We start from the raw sequence: 18,297 nt of genomic DNA on the forward strand, positions 1-18,297 counted from the left end.
CCTACTTTTTCCGTTCTACCCATTTTCCATCAATATAATCCACAATCCATTTTGTGGCTTTGCCATTCTTTTCAGAAGTCACGTATTGATGTTTTTCTTTACGGCTAAAGCGGATAATGGCTTCATTACCCTCAGGGTCTTTTTGTGGCGCATCGGCTAAATAACGTAATTTTTCTGGTAAACGATCACGATAAAGCGCTAATTCAGCCACTTTTGCCGGTCGAGTTTCACGTGATTTCGGGAAGTTATGTGCTGACATGAACACGCCACTTGCCCCATCTCGTAATACAAAATACGCATCAGATTTTTCACATTTCAATTCAGGGAAATGAACCGGTTCTTCTTTTGGCGGTGCAACCTCGCCGTTTTTCAAAATCTTACGGGTGTTATCACAGCTGGTACAGCCCATATATTTACCAAAACGACCGAGTTTTAAATGCATATCTGAACCGCACTTATCACATTCTACAATCGGACCATCATAGCCTTTAATTTTGAATTGACCTTGTTCAACCAAATAACCATCACAATTCGGATTGTTACCACAAATATGTAATTTACGATGTGGGTCGATGATATAGCTATCCATCGCCGTGTCACATTTCGGACAACGTTTACGATCCATTAAGGCTTTGGTCTCAGAAGCCTCATCCAATACATTGAGTAATTCTGCTTCTGGAATGAGATTAATCGTCGTTTTACAACGCTCTTTCGGCGGTAAAGCATAACCAGAACAACCAAGGAATACACCTGTACTTGCTGTACGAATCGCCATTTTGCGGCCACAAGTTGGGCAATCAATATCGGTGAGCACAAGGCTATTCGGCTTCATTCCACCTTCTAACTCATCTAATTCAGCCGTAGAAAGTTGGGTAGAAAAATCTTTGAAGAATTGATTTAACTCAGCCTTCCAATTTTTCTCACCAGATGCAATTTGGTCTAGTACGTTTTCCATGTTGGCAGTGAAATCATAGCTCATCAAATCAGTAAAAGATTGATTTAAGCGATCAGTAACGATTTCACCCATTTTCTCGGCATAGAAACGGCGATTTTCAATGCGTACATAACCACGTTCTTGAATAGTTGAAATAATCGCCGCATAAGTCGAAGGTCGACCAATACCACGTTTCTCCAATTCTTTAACCAAGGCAGCTTCAGTAAAACGAGCGGGCGGTTTAGTGAAGTGTTGGCTTGGCGAAACTGTTTTTAGTGCTAATGTTTCGTTTAAACTCACAGCCGGTAAAATTTGGTCTTCTGGATTTTTACCTAATTGTGGCAAGACTTTTGTCCAACCATCAAAGCGTAAAATACGGCCTTTGGCTTTCAATTCATAATCACCAGCCATTACAGTGACGGTTGTGCTGTCATATTGTGCAGCCGGCATTTGGCAGGCTACAAATTGACGCCAGATTAAATCATACAAGCGCACGGCATCTTTATCCATACCACTTAAATGATCCGCGAGCATTTTCACATCAGAAGGACGAATCGCTTCGTGTGCTTCTTGCGCATTTTCTTTGCTCGAATAGAAATTCGGTTTAGCTGGCAAATAATCTTTGCCGAAATGGCTTTCGATATAAGAGCGTGCCATATTTAATGCATCTTGACTCAAGTTGGTAGAGTCAGTACGCATATAAGTGATGTAACCAGCTTCGTATAAACGTTGTGCCAACATCATGGTTTTCTTCACTCCAAAACCTAAACGCGTGCTTGCTGTTTGTTGTAAGGTTGAAGTAATAAATGGGGCTCTTGGTTTAGAACCTGTTGGTTTTGTTTCTAAATCTGTGACAACGTAATGTGACTTATTTAAGAAATCGACCGCACTTTGTGCTTCTTTTTCAGTTTTCGGCTCAAATTTCTTGCCTTTATATTGCACCACATCCAAACGTAAGTCTTCTTTCTTGCTCGTTTGGGTTAGCGCTTCAATTTCCCAGAACTCTTCTGGTTGGAATGCTTTGATTTCACGTTCACGCTCTACCACCAATTTCACGGCGACAGATTGCACACGTCCAGCTGATAGACCTCGCGCCACTTTCTTCCATAATAATGGCGACACCATAAAGCCTACCACGCGGTCTAAGAAACGACGGGTTTGCTGAGCATTAACCTGGTCCATATTAATGTGAGCAGGATGCTGGAATGCTTTTTCGATTGCTTTCTTCGTAATCTCATTAAATACAACTCGGCTAAAACGACTATCATCGCCACCAATGACTTCACGTAAATGCCACGCGATAGCCTCTCCTTCTCTATCCAAGTCGGTTGCGAGATAAACATGGTCAGATTTTTTAGCGAGAGACTTTAATTCGGCTACTACTTTCTCTTTGCCTGGTAGAATTTGGTAATTGGCTTTCCAATCATGATAAGGGTCAATTCCCATACGTTTCACTAAGGCCGCACGGTCTTTTTCTGCTTTAATTTTGTTTTTTTCTTCCGCACTTAATCCTTTAGTGGAAACGGGTTTAGCCTTCTCGCCGGTGCTACTCCCTGCAGTAGGCAAATCACAAATATGCCCTACGCTGGATTTCACCACATACTGGCTACCTAAATATTTATTGATGGTTTTCGCTTTGGCTGGCGACTCCACAATCACTAAAGATTTGCTCATTTGCTTACCTAAAATATAACTAGAATTCTGTAAAATTGGCGATATACTGCAAACTTACGCCGATAAAATCAAGCTTTTTTTCAAAAAGGATTTATAAATGGATAAACTCAATGCAATTTCGGTTTTCTGTAAAGTGATCGAAACGCAAAGTTTTACACAAGCCGCAAACCAACAGAATATTTCTGTGGCGATGGCGAGTAAATTAGTTTCACAATTAGAAGAACATTTAAAAACGCGATTATTACAACGTACAACACGAAAAATTGTGCCAACTGAAGCCGGCATGCTTTATTACCAACGTTGCCAAGCCATTCTATTAGATTTAAGCGAGGCTGACTCTAGCATCAGTAATATGGCAACGAGCTTACAAGGTAATTTATTAATCTCTGTGCCGCGTGATTTTGGCTTACTTTATATTTCACCTAACTTGCCTAAATTTATTGAGCTTCATCCCAATTTACACGTAGAAATTGAATTTGAAGACAAGCGTGTTGATCTCGTTGCGGAAGGCTATGACTTAGCATTACGTATCGGCTATATGCAAGACAGCTCACTTGTTGCGCGTAAAATTAGCAGCTCCCCTATGCATTTTGTTGCTTCGCCAAGTTATTTAGAGTCGCGAGGCACACCGCTTACACCTGATGATTTAGAATATCACCAAGGTTTACTTTATAAATCATCGTTAAATCAAGTGCATTGGCAATCAACAAAAGCCAATCAAATTCAACGTTATAAAATTCAATCTAAAGTGGTTTCTAATAATGGTATGGCATTGTTAGAAATGACAAAAGCAGGCTTGGGTATCAGTAATTCACCGAGCTTCTTTGTCAAAGATGCGCTTGCTTCAGGTGAATTAGTTGAAATTTTGTCTGAATATAAACAAAAACCTTTAGATATTTATGTGGTTTATCCAAACCGTCGTCATTTGCCTGCAAAAGTTCGTGCATTTATTGAATTTCTCGCCAGTCTCGGTTTGTGTGAGAACAGTCAAATATAAAAAATAAGGGCGGATTTAACCGCCCTTTATTATTCAAATAATGTCCAAATCGGTTTTACCTCTTCAGGTAAAAACAAATTTTTTCCTAATTCAATCCATCCGCAAGGAAAATGAAAGTCTGAACCTAAAGAGGCGGCTAAGTCATATTCATTGGCTAATCGCGCAAGATATTGACGCTGATCTTTAGTTTGTCCACTATCCGCTACTTCCATGCCATCACCACCCCATTGTTTGAAATCAACAATTAATCGACGAATCCATTTTCCTGTCATGTTATAACGCATAGGATGAGCAATAACTGCGGCACCACCAGCTGCATGAAGAGTATCAATCGCCGTTGGAATATCCACCCATTCAGCTTTGACAAAACAAGATTTACCACTGCCTAGATAACGCTTAAAGGCTTGCCCATCATTTGAAACCTTTCCAATTTGCACCAAATAACGCGCATAATGAGCACGAGTTACTTCCCCATTGGCTAACGCTTTTGCGCCTTCATAGGCATTGGGAACGCCTGCTTTTTCTAATTTATGACCAATTTCGACCGCTCTTTTTTCTCTCAGTGATTTTTGTTCGGCTAAAAGTGCGGTCATTTTAGGATGTGTTTTATCAAAATTTAATCCAACAATATGGATACCACGACCTTCCCAATTCGTTGAAATTTCCACGCCATTAATTAGCTCAATACCTAATTTATCTGCTTCAATTTTAGCTTCATCAATGCCCATTACCGTGTCGTGATCACATAAAGCGAGCACATTGACATCTTGTTCATGAGCTCGTTGCACAAGCTCTGTAGGTGTTAAAACACCATCTGAAGCCGTACTATGGCAATGTAAATCATATTTGATCATCGGCTTTCCTATAAATTAGTTTGAATAGTGTAATTATCTTCATCAACAATTACAGCTTGGCTATTTGTTAAAGGGAGTAAATTCAATTTGGATTGATAGATCTGAACAGTTTTCTGTGAGCTCTCTTCAAAAGGAAACTCACCATAATGTGGAACAATTGCAAAATCGACTAAATTTAAAGCTGAATAATTGGTCAAATCGATAGCTATATTTTTGTCATCCATAATTTGATTATACTCGATGTCGCTGGCGGTAATAATAGCTCCGGCAGATTCACCAAGATAAAGCATACCTTCATCAATTCGTTTTTTTATATGTGGTAATAAGTGCTTTCTTTTCAACTCTTGTAATAGATAAAACGTATTACCACCAGAAATGTAAAGGATCGGTGTATGATTTAATTTCTCTTTAATAACCTCTTCTGTTTCTTGGGCTATATCCAAAACATCGACTTCAAAACCTAATTTATGAAAAATATTTTTTGCCTCATCAATGTATTCAACATAGCTTTCGACATTACCTGCAGTAGGTATAAACAGCACTTTATGCAATAAAAAATGCTGTTTTAAAAATCGTTTGAAAAGATTTTCTACGGCTGCAAAATAAGAGGCTAGAAATAATGTTTTCATATTATTTCTCTCTTACTTAATCGCCTGAACCAAGCCTTTAACTAAGCTTGGGCCGTGGTAAATCAAGCCAGAATAAACTTGTAACAACTCTGCACCTGCTTCAATCTTCTCTTGTGCATTTTGTACACCATCAATGCCACCACTCCCAATAATCGGAATTTGCCCTTTCAGCTCTTGATGCAATCTTCGAATAATTTCTGTACTTTTTTGCTGTAACGGTTTTCCACTTAAGCCGCCTTGTTGTTCCGCATTTTTCAAACCTGTGACGTTGTCGCGTGAAATCGTTGTATTAGTGGCAATTACCCCATCCATTTGATGACGAAGTAACGTATCAGCAATTTGAACGAGCTCAGTCTCGGATAAATCAGGTGCAATTTTTACTGCAATCGGCACATATTTATTATATTGCTCAGCTAATACTTTTTGGCGCTGTTTTACACTTTGCAGTAAATCATCAAAATAATCACCATACTGCAATTGGCGCAAATCTGGAGTGTTCGGTGATGAAATATTTACCGTAATATAATCTGCATAGTTATAGGCTTTATTTAAGCAAAATAAGTAATCATCTTTCCCCTTTTCAAGTGGCGTGACTTTATTTTTGCCAATATTAATCCCAATTACACCATCAAATTTTGCTTTTTTAACATTCTCGACCACGTAATCAATGCCATAATTATTGAATCCATTACGGTTAATAATCCCTTCCGCTTCCACTAAACGGAATTGACGAGGTTTAGCATTTCCCTCTTGTGCCAAAGGCGTAACCGTACCGACTTCAATAAAACCAAATCCCATCGCACCAAAGCCATCAATCGCTTCGGCATTTTTATCTGAGCCCGCTGCTAACCCAATAGGATTTTTAAACGTAATGCCCATTACTTGCTTAGGCGAACCTTGTGGACAAGCCAAAAGCTGCTTTAATAAAAATTGGCAAGGTGATTTACCCGCTACGTGCAATGATTTAATCACTAAATCATGAGCGGTTTCAGGATCAAGGGAAAAGATGGCTTTACGGATCAAAGAATACATACTCGTTTATCTCTCAGGATAGTTCACTGTAAATGGAAAGTGCGGTCAAAATTAACCGCACTTTTTATTTTATTGCAAGGCTTTTTCAATCTTCTCAAATAAATCTTTTGAGAGATCTTCAACAGCACTTAAGCGCTCTAAAGCACGTTTCATTAACGTTTGACGTTGTGCATCAAAACGTGAGAAACGAATTAATGGCTCAATCAAACGTGCAGCCACTTGTGGATTTGTTTCATTTAAACGAATTAAGACGTCTGTTAAGAAACGATAGCCAGAACCACTGATATGATGGAATGCTTTTAAGTTGTGATTTGCAAAACTACCCACTAATGAACGTAAACGGTTTGGATTGTTGAAGTTAAAACTTGGGTGATCCATTAATACTTGTACAATTTCCAATACGTTTTCATCTGGGCGAGTGGCTTGTAAAGCAAACCATTTATCCATGACTAAGCCATCATGTTGCCATTTTTGTTCAAAATCCGCTAACAAGGCATCACGACAAGGTAATGCCGCTTTAGTTGCCATATTTAATGCGGCCAACGTATCTGTCATATTATTGGCATTATTGTAATGTTTTTGCACCACATTATTGCCTAAATTGGTGTAAGCCAAATAACTTAAACAAAGATTACGCATTGCTCGTAAAGCAATATCTTCTTGAGTCACTCGATAATCTTCAAGACGAATATGGGTGTAAATACGCAATAAATCTTCTTTCAAGTATTCTGCAATTTGCACCAACATAAATTCTCTTGCGGCTGCAATGCCATCTGGATCAATCGTTTTAAAGCTTTCTGCAAACTCAATGTCTTTTGGCAAGGTTAGAATTAATGTCGCTAATTCGATATCCTGTTCGTAATTTTCCAATACATGCGCAAGTGCGGTCAAAACATCAGGTGAAATGTCAAAGGCTTCACCTTGTTGGAAATGCGCCACATTACGACGTAATTCTTGAGTAAACAACATTTGTGCTGCATCCCAACGAGCAAATTGGTTATCTGCAAATTTAAGCAAACCTAATAACTGCTCTGTGGTGTAATCATAATCCAGTTTCACCGGTGCAGAGAAATCACATAATAACGCAGGAATTGGGCGACCATAAATGCCATGGAATTCAAAGACTTGATCTTTTTCTGTCACATTTAACACATCGCTTAGCAACTCACCGTTATGCTGTAACATTTGTTTCGTGCCTTTGGCATCATAAAGCGCAATTTTCAATGGAATATGTAAGTTTACTTTTTCCATTTGGTCCGCTGTTGGTGGCGTAGATTGCGAAACCGTTAAACGATAAGTATGAGTTTGTTCATCATAGGCATCGCTAATCAATAATTCTGGTGTACCTGATTGACTATACCAACGACGGAATTGTGCTAAATCAACGTCATTTGCACGTTCCATTGCAGAAACAAAATCTTCACAGGTTGCCGCTTTACCATCGTTTTCAGCAATATAGAGTTGCATCCCTTTTTGGAAACCTTGTTCACCTAATAAGGTGTGCAACATACGAATCACTTCTGCCCCTTTTTCATATACAGTCACTGTATAGAAGTTATTCATTTCAATGACTTTTTCAGGGCGAATTGGGTGTGACATTGGGCTTGCATCTTCGGCAAATTGCACCGTACGCAAGAATTTCACGTTATTAATGCGATTAACAGCACGAGAACCTGTGTCAGATGAAAACTCTTGATCACGGAAAACCGTTAAACCTTCTTTCAAACTTAGTTGGAACCAATCACGACAGGTTACACGGTTTCCTGTCCAGTTATGGAAATATTCGTGTGCAATCACGCTTTCAATAGCGAGATAATCATCATCGGTTGCTGTTTGTGGGTTTGCCAACACAAATTTAGAGTTAAAAATATTCAACCCTTTATTTTCCATGGCGCCCATATTGAAGAAGTCCACAGCAACAATCATGTAAATATCTAAGTCGTATTCTAAATTGAAACGCTCTTCATCCCATTTCATCGCTTTTTTCAGACTTTCCATTGCCCAAGAAGCACGATCAAGATTGCCACGGTCTACATAAAGCTCTAAGGCTACTTCACGACCACTTTTTGTCGTAAAGGTATCTTGTAATAAATCAAAATCACCAGCCACTAAAGCGAATAAATAGCTTGGTTTCGGGAATGGGTCATTCCACTCAACCCAATGACGACCATCCTCTAATTCACCACTTGCAATGCGGTTACCATTAGAAAGCAAGTAAGGATATTTAGTTTTATCAGCGGTAATTTTGGTTGTATAGCGAGCTAATACATCAGGACGATCAAGCATATAGGTAATTTGACGGAAACCTTCTGCTTCGCATTGAGTACAAATGCCTTCACCTGATTGATAAAGCCCTTGTAAAGAGGTGTTTTGTGCAGGCTCTAAATTCGTCACAATTTCAAGTTCAAAATTGACCGCACTTTGATTGGTTAAATCTAACGTTAAACTTTCGTGGTCTTGATGATAATGTTTAAAATCTTCGCCATTAAATTTGATGGAAGCAAATTGGAAACCATGACCATCTAATCGTAGGTGTGTTGCTTCGTCGTTTAAACGTTGGAAGGTTGTTTTTGCAGTGACAACGGTATGGTTAGGATCTAATTGAAAATCAAGGAAAATATCCGTAACTGTAAAATCAGGTTGTTTGTAATCTTTTCTATATTTCGCTTTAGCTAACATAATCTGCTCTATTTCTAAGAAAAAAACTCATATTAGGATAAGATTTTATGACAAAACTTGCAATGGAATTTTCAGTTTTTACCACATGGCAAACGTTTGCTTAAAAGTAGGCAAGTATGCTATTCTACGCATCGTTTTTTATCAGATAAATTTTTAAAAATATGTCAAATACCGCACAAATTGCTATTGTTATGGGCTCAAAAAGCGATTGGGCAACCATGCAAGAAGCCACTCAAATTTTAGATGGACTCAATGTGGCATATCATGTTGAAGTCGTTTCCGCACATCGAACCCCCGACAAGCTGTTTGAATTTGCCGAAAATGCACAAAAAAATGGTTACAAAGTGATTATTGCGGGTGCAGGTGGTGCAGCTCATTTACCCGGTATGATTGCGGCTAAAACGCTTGTGCCTGTATTGGGTGTCCCTGTTAAAAGCTCTATGTTAAGCGGTGTTGATAGCCTCTATTCTATCGTGCAAATGCCGAAAGGCATTCCTGTCGGTACGTTGGCAATTGGCCCTGCTGGTGCAGCGAATGCGGGATTGCTTGCCGCACAAATTCTTGCTGGTTGGGATGATGCGTTATTCGCTCGCCTACAAGCATTCCGCGAAAATCAAACTAATGTGGTATTGGATAATCCTGATCCACGTAAATAAAACACCTTTCATTTTGACCGCACTTTTTAAAGTGCGGTTGTTTTTTTAGCTAGATTTGATGAGAAATTTTATGCAAAACTCTACCCTCTATCCTACCGTTTATGTGCTTGGTAATGGTCAACTCGGCAGAATGTTACGTTACGCCGGCGCACCATTAGACATTCATGTTCAACCGCTTGAGTTTAATGCGCCCGTATTTGATTTACCCAAAGATGCCATCATCACCGCGGAAATTGAACGTTGGGAAAAAACACCTTTAACTGAATTACTGGGCTATCATAAGAATTTCGTTAATCAGAATGTTTTTGGCTTATTGGCTGATCGTTTTACCCAAAAATCTTTACTGGATGAACTTAATCTCTCTACCTCACCATGGTGTTTATTAAAAGATAAAACGCAATGGCCTGAAGTATTTAAAAACGTGGGCGAAAAAGTCGTGGTAAAACGTCGTACCGGTGGTTATGACGGCCGTGGTCAATGGATTATCACTGAAAATAATCAAAGCGACATTACGGACGATTTATTCGGTGAAGTTATCGCAGAAAAGTTCATTCCTTTTGATTACGAAGTGTCTATTGTAGGCGCAAGATTTAAAAATGGTGAAAAACGCTTCTACCCAGTGACACATAACCTACAGCAAAATGGCATTTTACGTTACAGTGTGACAGATATTTCATTCCCTCAACAACAAAGCCAACAAACTCAGGCAGAATCTATGCTTGGAAAAATCATGGATAAGCTTGAATATATCGGCGTAATGGCAATGGAATGCTTTGTGGTGGGTGATAAATTATTAATTAATGAACTTGCCCCTCGTGTGCATAACAGTGGACATTGGACACAATTAGGTTGTGCTATCAGTCAATTTGAATTGCATCTACGAGCCTTGTTGGATTTACCTACACCGTCATTACAGCCCATTGCACCAAGTGTCATGGTCAATTTGATTGGTACAGAACATAATCCACAATGGTTGAACACGCCGTTCTCTCAGTTACATTGGTATGGTAAAGAAGTTCGTCCAGGTAGAAAGTTGGGTCATATCAATATTACGCATCCTGATAAAACGGTCATTATTCAACAGCTTGAAAAACTTCGTCACGAACTCCCTGAAGACTATCAATCTGGTTTAAATTGGGCGATTGAAAAATTAAAATAATTAAAAAAACAACCGCACTTTTTGATGAATATCTAAAAACATCAAAGTGCGGTTGATTTTTATTAGGTTCTTCTTGATAAAATCTATCGACTGAAGTATAAGATTATTTATCTCACAACACATACATAAGGAAAAGCTATGTTTGAACATATCAAAGCGGCTCCGGCCGATCCTATCTTAGGCTTAGGCGAAGCATTCAAATCTGAAACACGTGAAAATAAAATCAACTTAGGTATTGGCGTTTATAAAGATGCACAAGGTACAACGCCAATTATGCGTGCGGTAAAAGAAGCCGAAAAACGCTTATTTGATCACGAAAAAACGAAAAACTACCTGACTATCGATGGTATTGCCGATTATAACGAACGCACAAAAGAACTCCTTTTCGGTAAAGATTCAGAGGTCATTAAAGCGAATCGAGCAAGAACGGTACAAAGCTTAGGTGGTACAGGTGCATTACGTATTGCTGCGGAATTCATCAAACGCCAAACCAAAGCTCAAAATGTGTGGATTAGTACGCCAACATGGCCAAACCACAATGCCATTTTCAATGCGGTAGGTATGACAATTCGTGAATATCGTTATTATGATGCTGAACGCAAAGCCCTTGACTGGGAACATTTACTTGAAGATTTAAGCCAAGCAAGCGAAGGTGATGTGGTGCTGTTACACGGTTGCTGCCATAACCCAACCGGTATTGACCCAACCCCTGAACAATGGCAAGAATTAGCTGCGCTTTCAGCAAAAAATGGCTGGTTACCACTCTTTGACTTTGCTTATCAAGGTTTAGCAAATGGCTTAGACCAAGATGCTTATGGTTTACGTGCTTTTGCTGCAAATCATAAAGAATTATTAGTGGCGAGTTCATTCTCAAAAAACTTTGGTTTATACAATGAGCGCGTAGGTGCCTTTACCCTTGTGGCTGAAAATGCAGAAATTGCTTCCACCGCTTTAACACAGGTGAAATCAATTATTCGTACACTCTACTCTAACCCTGCATCTCACGGCGGGGCGACCGTAGCAACGGTGTTAAATGACCCGCAACTTCGTCAAGAATGGGAAAATGAATTGACTGAAATGCGTGAACGCATCAAAAAAATGCGTCATTTATTCGTTCAGTTATTAAAAGAATATGGTGCAGAACAAGATTTCAGCTTTATCATGGAACAAAACGGTATGTTCTCTTTCAGCGGCTTATCACCTGAACAAGTTGATCGCTTAAAAGAAGAATTTGCGATTTATGCCGTTCGTTCTGGTCGTATCAATGTGGCTGGTATCACTGAAGACAATATTCGTTATTTGTGTGAAAGCATTGTAAAAGTGCTTTAATCAATAAAAACAAAAAGTGCGGTTAAATTTGACCGCACTTTTTTATTACCACTTCTCTAACGCTTCTTTATCGCTCTCTCTTGCTTCAATCCAACGTTCCCCTTGATTGGTCTGTTCTTTTTTCCAGAACGGTGCTTTGGATTTTAAGAAGTCCATAATGAATTCATTAGCGTGGTAAGCATCGCCTCGGTGAGCGGAACTAATACCAACCAAAACAATTTCATCGCCGGTATGCAAAAGGCCCACGCGATGAATCACAGACACTCGTTGGATATCCCAACGGGCTTTCGCCTGTTCTACAATTTCACGTAAGGCTTTTTCTGTCATGGCGGGATAATGTTCTAAATATAAGCTGGATACCTCATCACCTAAATTAAGATCGCGTACTTTACCCACAAAAATAACTGTTGCGCCAACCGAATGTTGCTCAGAAAGCCATTGGTAAACGGCATTTTGATCGAAGGGCTGTTCTTGTACTGAAATTTGAATATCCGTCATTTAGCCCCCTGTTACCGGTGGGAAAAACGCAATTTCATCGCCATTTTTGACCGCACTTTCTAATGGCATCAAAGTTTGATTGATAGCGACTAAAAGCTTCCCTTTTTCTAACGCTAACGCCCATCTATCACCTTTTTGAGCAAGATGTTCACGCACCGCTTCCGCTGTCGCAAAATCGCCTTCAAGCTGAATAGAATCTTCCCCAATTAATTCGCGAGTTTGAGCAAAAAATAAAATATTTAACATCTTATTTTTCCTCCGCAATAAAATGACCAGATTTTCCACCACGCTTTTCTAACAGGCGAACATGCTCAATCACCATGTCTTTTTGTACGGCTTTACACATATCGTAAATGGTTAAAGCTGCCACACTTGCAGCGGTTAATGCTTCCATTTCTACGCCGGTTTTTCCGGTTAATTTACAAAGGGATTGAATACGAACTTGATTGGTTTCAAGTAACGGTTCTAAATTCACTTCCACTTTAGAAAGTAATAAGGGATGACAAAGCGGGATAAGTTCCCAAGTACGTTTCGCGGCCTGAATGCCAGCAATACGAGCAGTAGCAAATACATCGCCTTTGTGATGTTTGCCTTCCACGATCATGGAAAGCGTTTCTTTTGACATAGTCACAATGGCTTCAGCTCGAGCTTCACGAACAGTTTCTGCCTTTGCAGAAACATCCACCATATTGGCTTCGCCTTGAGAATTAATATGCGTAAATGTAGTCATAATAAAATAAAGTGCGGTTAAAATATTGAATGTTTTACATATGTGACAAAAGCAAAATAAGTGAATCGTTTATTCACTTATTTACTTTTAGCCACCGATAGAAGCTAAATGGTTTCTTACGCCACTATCACCGATATGTAAATAATGATGTTCACGTTTACCTTGAAGTGCGGCAAAAATACGGGCTTGCAAAATATCTTGCTGTTCATGGGATTGCAATAAATCACGTAATTCAATGCCTTCTTCGCCGAACAAGCAAAGATGAAGTTTGCCCTTCGCTGACACTCTGAGACGATTGCAGCTTGCGCAGAAATTCTTCTCGTAAGGCATGATTAAACCAATTTCACCTGCATAATCAGGATGTGTGAATACTTTAGCTGGACCATCAGTATGGGATTTATGTTGTAATTGCCAACCATTTTGTAGCAATTTCTCCGCCAATACTTGTCCTGAAAGATGGTGTTTTTTAAAGAAACTATCCATTTCACCGGTTTGCATCAGCTCGATAAAACGCATTTGAATTGGGCGATCTTTTACCCAAACAAGGAATTGCTCAAACTCTTTGTCATTCAAATTTTTCATTAAAACTGAATTGACTTTAACTTTGTTGTAGCCCACTTCAAATGCACGATCGATACCACGCATCACGTCATCAAATTTATTGATACCCGTAATTTGATGGAACATTTTTGGATCTAAGCTATCAACACTGACGTTAATAGATGTAATTCCTGCTTTCTTCCAATCAGCCACATCTTTTGCCATGCGATAGCCATTTGTCGTAACGGCTAATTGACGAATACCATCAATGTTAGCGATGCTTTCAGCAATAGAAATAAAATCTTTGCGTAAAGTCGGTTCGCCACCCGTTAAACGGATTTTTTCAGTGCCCATTTCAGCAAATGCTTGAGCAAGATGGGTAATTTCTTTTAATGTTAAGAAACTTGGCTTGTTAGCTTCGGGTTGATAGCCATCCGGCAAACAATAAGTACAACGAAAATTACACTGGTCGGTAATCGACAGTCGTAGATAGTAATATTGACGTTGGAAAGGATCGACCAAGCGAGACTCTCCCACGTTTTTAATAGGAATGGATTGCATTTTACACCTTTCTAAATATGGAGAGGATAAACCGTTTCCAGCGTATCCCTGAATAACATACCGCGTTATTGGCTTGCCGCCGTATTTCTTCTGAAACTTAGGCTAAACAAGCTCGGAGTTATGCGTTAAAAATAAATTGTGTTGGTATTGTAATAAAAGCAAGCGGTTAATAGCAATAATTTGGTAGAATAACCCGACTATATTGATAAAAATAACAGCATTAACTTATATAAAAAAATATATAACATTATTTTTTATAATTATTTATAGGTAAAAAAGGAAGAAAAATGTCTGATTTATCTCGTCACAGCCGTCATGAACATTTAGACGAAATCAAACATATTGTTGCCATTGGTGGTGGCCATGGATTAGGGCGTGTATTATCGGCGCTTAGTTTTATGAAAGAGCGTTTAACCGGTATTGTCACCACCACAGATAACGGCGGTTCAACTGGCCGAATTCGCCAAGAACAAGGTGGTATTGCGTGGGGTGATCTACGTAATTGCTTAAACCAAATCATCATTGAGCCAAGCACGGCATCTGCATTATTTGAATACCGCTTTACTGGCGAAGGTGAACTTTCTGGACATAATTTAGGCAATTTAATGCTCAAAGCCTTAGAAGATATGCATATTCGCCCCATTGAAGCCATTAACTTAATTCGTGAATTACTCAAAGTAAAATCTCACATAATTCCCATGTCAGAAGAACCTGTTCATCTTGCCGCGAGTTTAGGTTCAGGCTCCAGTATTGTGGGTGAAGTGAGCATTGATAATTTAACCCAATTACCTCAATCACTTTTCTTAGTGCCTATGGTTAAAGCCGCACAAGAAGCTATCCAAGCATTAGAGCAAGCGGAAGTCATTTTACTTGGTCCAGGTAGTTTCATGACGAGCATTATGCCACCATTATTATTACCTGAATTAGCTACTGCCCTGCGTAATAGCAAAGCGAAAGTGATTTTTATTGATAATTTAGGGGTAGAAATTGGCGCGGCCTCTCAGCTTTCACTGGCCGATCGTATTCAGAAAATTAATGAAATCGTCGGCGAATCCGTTATTGATGGTGCTATAATCCCTTATCGTGAACAAAGTGCAGTCGATTTGTCTGCCATTTCTTCCGTTAAAATCTTGGCTAAACGCTTGAATGCAGATGATATCAGCTATCGTCATGATCGGACATTACTTGCCCAAGCTATCGATGAATTAGTGGGTGAATTAGATTACGAATAAAAAAACCGCACGTTAAAGTGCGGTCATTTTTTGCTTATTTTTTCCCGAATACTCTTACATTCGTAAAACCATTTTCTTTTAAATAAAGCGCTTGAAGTTTACTCATCACGCCTCGTTCACAATAAAGCACATAATTTTTACTTTGATCTAATGAACCGAATTGTGAAGATAATTTGTAAAACGGCAATTGCATTACTTGGTGCTCGTCTGATTCAAATGGATTTTCATCTGTCTCTTCTGGGCTACGAATATCTAAAATAATATCATTTTCGCCAAGCACCGAAATGGTATCTACTTCCACTACTTCTTTTTCTGTTTCTTCTGCAATTTGGCGGATATCTAAATATTGTGCATTTTCAACCGCACTTTCCAACACGCCAAAATCAAAGTGATTTTCTTCTTCAAGAATTTTTTCACGTACCGCTTTAATCGTTGGATTTTTAGAAATCACTCCACAGAATTCCGGCATGGACTTAGCAATATCATCTGTGCCGATCTCTTTCGCCATCGCGATAATCTGTTCTTTATCATGAGTAATGAGTGGACGTAATACTAACGCATCAGATGCTTCATCAATTAAACGTAAATTGGTTAAAGTTTGGCTCGAAACTTGTCCGAGCGCCTCACCAGTAACGATCGCTTGAATATCAAAACGTTGTGCAACTTTACTTGCAGCTCGCACCATCATTCGTTTTAATACTACGCCCATTTGTCCGTTATCGACTTTCTCTAAAATCTCGCCCACTACACCTTCAAAAGGAATGGCAATAAAACGGACTTTATGTGATGAACTATAACGATTCCAAATATGGTAAGCCATTTGTTTCACGCCAATTTCATGGGCAGCACCACCTAAATTGAAGAAACAATAATGCACACGTGAACCACGGCGAATAAGCATATAACTAGATACACCTGAATCAAATCCACCTGAAATCAATGAAAGCACATCTTCTTGTGTCCCAATTGGATAACCACCAAGACCAACATGACGAGCTCTCACCAGCATCATTTTGTCATCTTCAATATCAATACGCACCGTCACATCAGGATTTTTTAAGCGTACTTTTGCACTTTCAATATGCTGATTTAAACCACCACCGATATAACGTTCTGCTTCAATGGAACTAAAATCATGTTTCCCTTTACGTTTTACGCGTACACAAAAGGTTTTGTTTTCTAGTTGAGCAGCGACATCCGCTAAGGTCAACTCAAAGATATGATGTAAATCGGTAAACGGTTTTTCTTCCACTTCTAAAAAATGATGAATCCCTGGAATGCGTTGTAAAAGCGCAATCAACTCTTCACGATTGGCTTCATTTTTTGACCGCACTTCGATGTAATCCCAATGACGAACAACCGCTGTTTCTTCATCATATTTCTGTAAAATATTGCGGATATTTGAAGTCAAAATTTTTGCGAAACGCTTACGCACGGTTTCGCTTTTAATCATAATTTCAGGAAAAAGTTTAACGATAAATTTCATAATAATCTGTGAATAATAAAAAATGGCCGTATTGTACGCTAAATTCCAGATCCCACAAAGTTCAAATTCTCACGAAAAACTGACCGCACTTTGAAATAAGTTTTTAACATCCCTATAAAAATCAAGTACAATACGGAGCAATTTATTCATCTGAAAAGGATAATTTAATGGCGCGTAAACCAGCAAATGCTGAACCTGATTTTGAAACAACACTTGCACAATTAGAAACAATTGTGACAAAACTTGAAAGCGGTGAATTACCATTGGAAGATGCGCTGAAAGAATTTGAGAACGGTATTAAATTGGCTCAACTTGGTCAAGAGCGCTTGCAACAAGCAGAACAACGTATTCAAATTTTGTTACAAAAAAGCGAAACCGCCCCATTAAGTGATTATCAAGGGGACGAGTAATCCATGAGTTATCAATTCGGCACTGAACTCAAACAAGTTCAAGATCGTATTAATCAGTTTTTAGCCAATCAATTTGAAGAAATTGACTCTTATAATGCCCCTTTGCGTGATGCCATGAAATATGGCTTATTACTAGGCGGCAAACGTGTTCGCCCTTTCCTTGTCTATGCAACGGGTAAAATGCTGGGTGCAGAAACAACAGCTTTAGATTACGCGGCAGCAGCCATTGAAGCTATCCATGCTTATTCTTTAATCCATGATGATTTGCCTGCCATGGACAACGATGAACTTCGTCGTGGTCAACCAACTTGTCATATTGCTTTTGATGAAGCTACTGCCATTTTAGCTGGCGATGCGTTACAAACTTTTGCCTTTGAAATTCTTACTGAAGCCCCTTCTCTTTCTGCAGAACAAAAATTGCAATTAGTGAAAGCCTTAGCTCAAGCATCTGGCGTACAAGGCATGTGTTTAGGGCAAAGTTTAGATTTAATTTCAGAACACAAACAAGTTAATTTAGCCGAATTAGAACTTATTCATCGCAACAAAACGGGTGCGTTGCTAACGGCCGCATTAAAACTGGGTTTTATCTGCTCTCCTCACTTTGAAAACAAAGAATTAGAGCAACAACTAGAACGTTATTCACAAGCTATTGGTTTAGCTTTCCAAGTACAAGATGACATTTTAGATATTGAAGGTGATAGTGCCGAAATCGGTAAACCGGTGGGATCTGATTTAGATTTAGATAAAAGCACTTATCCAAAGCTGTTAGGATTAGAGGGTGCGAAACAAAAAGCCCAAGAACTCTATCAAACTGCCTTACATGAATTAGACAATTTACCTTTTGATACCACTGCATTGCGTGCATTAGCTGAATTTATTGTCAATCGTAAAAGTTAA

17 protein-coding genes and 1 riboswitch are annotated in these 18,297 nt (G+C 39.0%); of the genes, 7 read left to right on the forward strand and 10 right to left on the reverse strand.

The window, feature by feature from the left end:
- Window position 1 precedes the first annotated feature (1 nt).
- On the reverse strand, window positions 2-2,608 hold the full coding sequence (gene topA / locus DPV85_RS04605; protein WP_111327220.1) for a type I DNA topoisomerase: 2,607 nt from the start codon (window positions 2,606-2,608) through the stop codon (window positions 2-4).
- Window positions 2,609-2,705: 97 nt separating this feature from the next.
- Here topA and DPV85_RS04610 point away from each other — a divergent pair, with 97 nt between their 5' ends.
- The gene (locus DPV85_RS04610) at window positions 2,706-3,605 is read left to right on the forward strand and encodes a LysR family transcriptional regulator (protein ID WP_111327221.1); all 900 of its coding nucleotides are present in this window, start codon (window positions 2,706-2,708) and stop codon (window positions 3,603-3,605) included.
- Between the two features lie 29 nt (window positions 3,606-3,634).
- Here DPV85_RS04610 and rnm read toward each other — a convergent pair whose 3' ends face one another.
- The 4 genes from rnm to pepN form a co-directional block, all read right to left on the reverse strand.
- Window positions 3,635-4,459, reverse strand: a complete 825-nt coding sequence (gene rnm, locus DPV85_RS04615) for an RNase RNM (RefSeq protein WP_111327222.1) — start codon at window positions 4,457-4,459, stop codon at window positions 3,635-3,637.
- Between the two features lie 8 nt (window positions 4,460-4,467).
- On the reverse strand, window positions 4,468-5,088 hold the full coding sequence (locus DPV85_RS04620) for a Type 1 glutamine amidotransferase-like domain-containing protein (RefSeq protein ID WP_111327223.1): 621 nt from the start codon (window positions 5,086-5,088) through the stop codon (window positions 4,468-4,470).
- 12 nt (window positions 5,089-5,100) lie between these two features.
- A complete protein-coding gene (pyrD, locus tag DPV85_RS04625) occupies window positions 5,101-6,120 on the reverse strand; it encodes a quinone-dependent dihydroorotate dehydrogenase (RefSeq protein WP_111327224.1) in 1,020 nt (339 codons plus the stop codon).
- A 69-nt stretch (window positions 6,121-6,189) separates the two neighbouring features.
- Complete coding sequence (gene pepN, locus DPV85_RS04630; protein WP_111327225.1) at window positions 6,190-8,799, reverse strand: aminopeptidase N; 2,610 nt, start codon at window positions 8,797-8,799, stop codon at window positions 6,190-6,192.
- 161 nt (window positions 8,800-8,960) lie between these two features.
- On the opposite strand from pepN, the gene purE reads away from it, so the two are divergent.
- From purE to DPV85_RS04645, 3 genes are all read left to right on the forward strand, one after another.
- A complete protein-coding gene (gene purE, locus DPV85_RS04635) occupies window positions 8,961-9,455 on the forward strand; it encodes a 5-(carboxyamino)imidazole ribonucleotide mutase (RefSeq protein WP_111327226.1) in 495 nt (164 codons plus the stop codon).
- A 70-nt stretch (window positions 9,456-9,525) separates the two neighbouring features.
- Window positions 9,526-10,614: a 5-(carboxyamino)imidazole ribonucleotide synthase gene (gene purK / locus DPV85_RS04640; protein ID WP_111327227.1), complete on the forward strand. Its 1,089-nt coding sequence runs from the start codon at window positions 9,526-9,528 to the stop codon at window positions 10,612-10,614.
- A gap of 138 nt (window positions 10,615-10,752) precedes the next feature.
- The gene (locus DPV85_RS04645; RefSeq protein ID WP_111327228.1) at window positions 10,753-11,943 is read left to right on the forward strand and encodes an amino acid aminotransferase; all 1,191 of its coding nucleotides are present in this window, start codon (window positions 10,753-10,755) and stop codon (window positions 11,941-11,943) included.
- Between the two features lie 45 nt (window positions 11,944-11,988).
- Here DPV85_RS04645 and moaE read toward each other — a convergent pair whose 3' ends face one another.
- The 4 genes from moaE to moaA all read right to left on the reverse strand — a co-directional run bounded on the left by moaE (window position 11,989) and on the right by moaA (window position 14,272).
- Window positions 11,989-12,441, reverse strand: coding sequence for a molybdopterin synthase catalytic subunit MoaE (gene moaE, locus DPV85_RS04650; protein ID WP_005631888.1), 453 nt, complete (start codon window positions 12,439-12,441; stop codon window positions 11,989-11,991).
- On the reverse strand, window positions 12,442-12,687 hold the full coding sequence (gene moaD / locus DPV85_RS04655) for a molybdopterin synthase sulfur carrier subunit (RefSeq protein ID WP_005697530.1): 246 nt from the start codon (window positions 12,685-12,687) through the stop codon (window positions 12,442-12,444).
- A 1-nt stretch (window position 12,688) separates the two neighbouring features.
- Window positions 12,689-13,171 carry a cyclic pyranopterin monophosphate synthase MoaC gene (moaC, locus tag DPV85_RS04660; RefSeq protein ID WP_070592470.1) on the reverse strand — a complete coding sequence of 161 codons (483 nt, stop codon included), beginning with the start codon at window positions 13,169-13,171 and terminating at the stop codon, window positions 12,689-12,691.
- Between the two features lie 87 nt (window positions 13,172-13,258).
- Window positions 13,259-14,272: a GTP 3',8-cyclase MoaA gene (gene moaA, locus DPV85_RS04665; RefSeq protein ID WP_111327229.1), complete on the reverse strand. Its 1,014-nt coding sequence runs from the start codon at window positions 14,270-14,272 to the stop codon at window positions 13,259-13,261.
- Window positions 14,261-14,402: riboswitch (molybdenum cofactor riboswitch) on the reverse strand. (Overlaps the previous gene by 12 nt.)
- A gap of 157 nt (window positions 14,403-14,559) precedes the next feature.
- Here moaA and DPV85_RS04670 point away from each other — a divergent pair.
- Complete coding sequence (locus DPV85_RS04670; RefSeq protein WP_111327230.1) at window positions 14,560-15,504, forward strand: gluconeogenesis factor YvcK family protein; 945 nt, start codon at window positions 14,560-14,562, stop codon at window positions 15,502-15,504.
- A 34-nt stretch (window positions 15,505-15,538) separates the two neighbouring features.
- Here the strand turns inward: DPV85_RS04670 and thiI are convergent, their stop codons facing one another.
- Entirely contained in the window at window positions 15,539-16,990 is a 1,452-nt protein-coding gene (thiI, locus tag DPV85_RS04675) for a tRNA uracil 4-sulfurtransferase ThiI (RefSeq protein WP_111327231.1), read from the reverse strand.
- A 167-nt stretch (window positions 16,991-17,157) separates the two neighbouring features.
- Between thiI and xseB the strand changes: the two genes are divergently transcribed.
- A complete protein-coding gene (xseB, locus tag DPV85_RS04680; RefSeq protein WP_005696153.1) occupies window positions 17,158-17,400 on the forward strand; it encodes an exodeoxyribonuclease VII small subunit in 243 nt (80 codons plus the stop codon).
- A 3-nt stretch (window positions 17,401-17,403) separates the two neighbouring features.
- A complete protein-coding gene (gene ispA / locus DPV85_RS04685; RefSeq protein WP_111327232.1) occupies window positions 17,404-18,297 on the forward strand; it encodes a (2E,6E)-farnesyl diphosphate synthase in 894 nt (297 codons plus the stop codon).

Source organism: Haemophilus parainfluenzae, assembly GCF_003252725.1.
In the GTDB taxonomy this organism is placed as follows: domain Bacteria; phylum Pseudomonadota; class Gammaproteobacteria; order Enterobacterales; family Pasteurellaceae; genus Haemophilus_D; species Haemophilus_D parainfluenzae_L.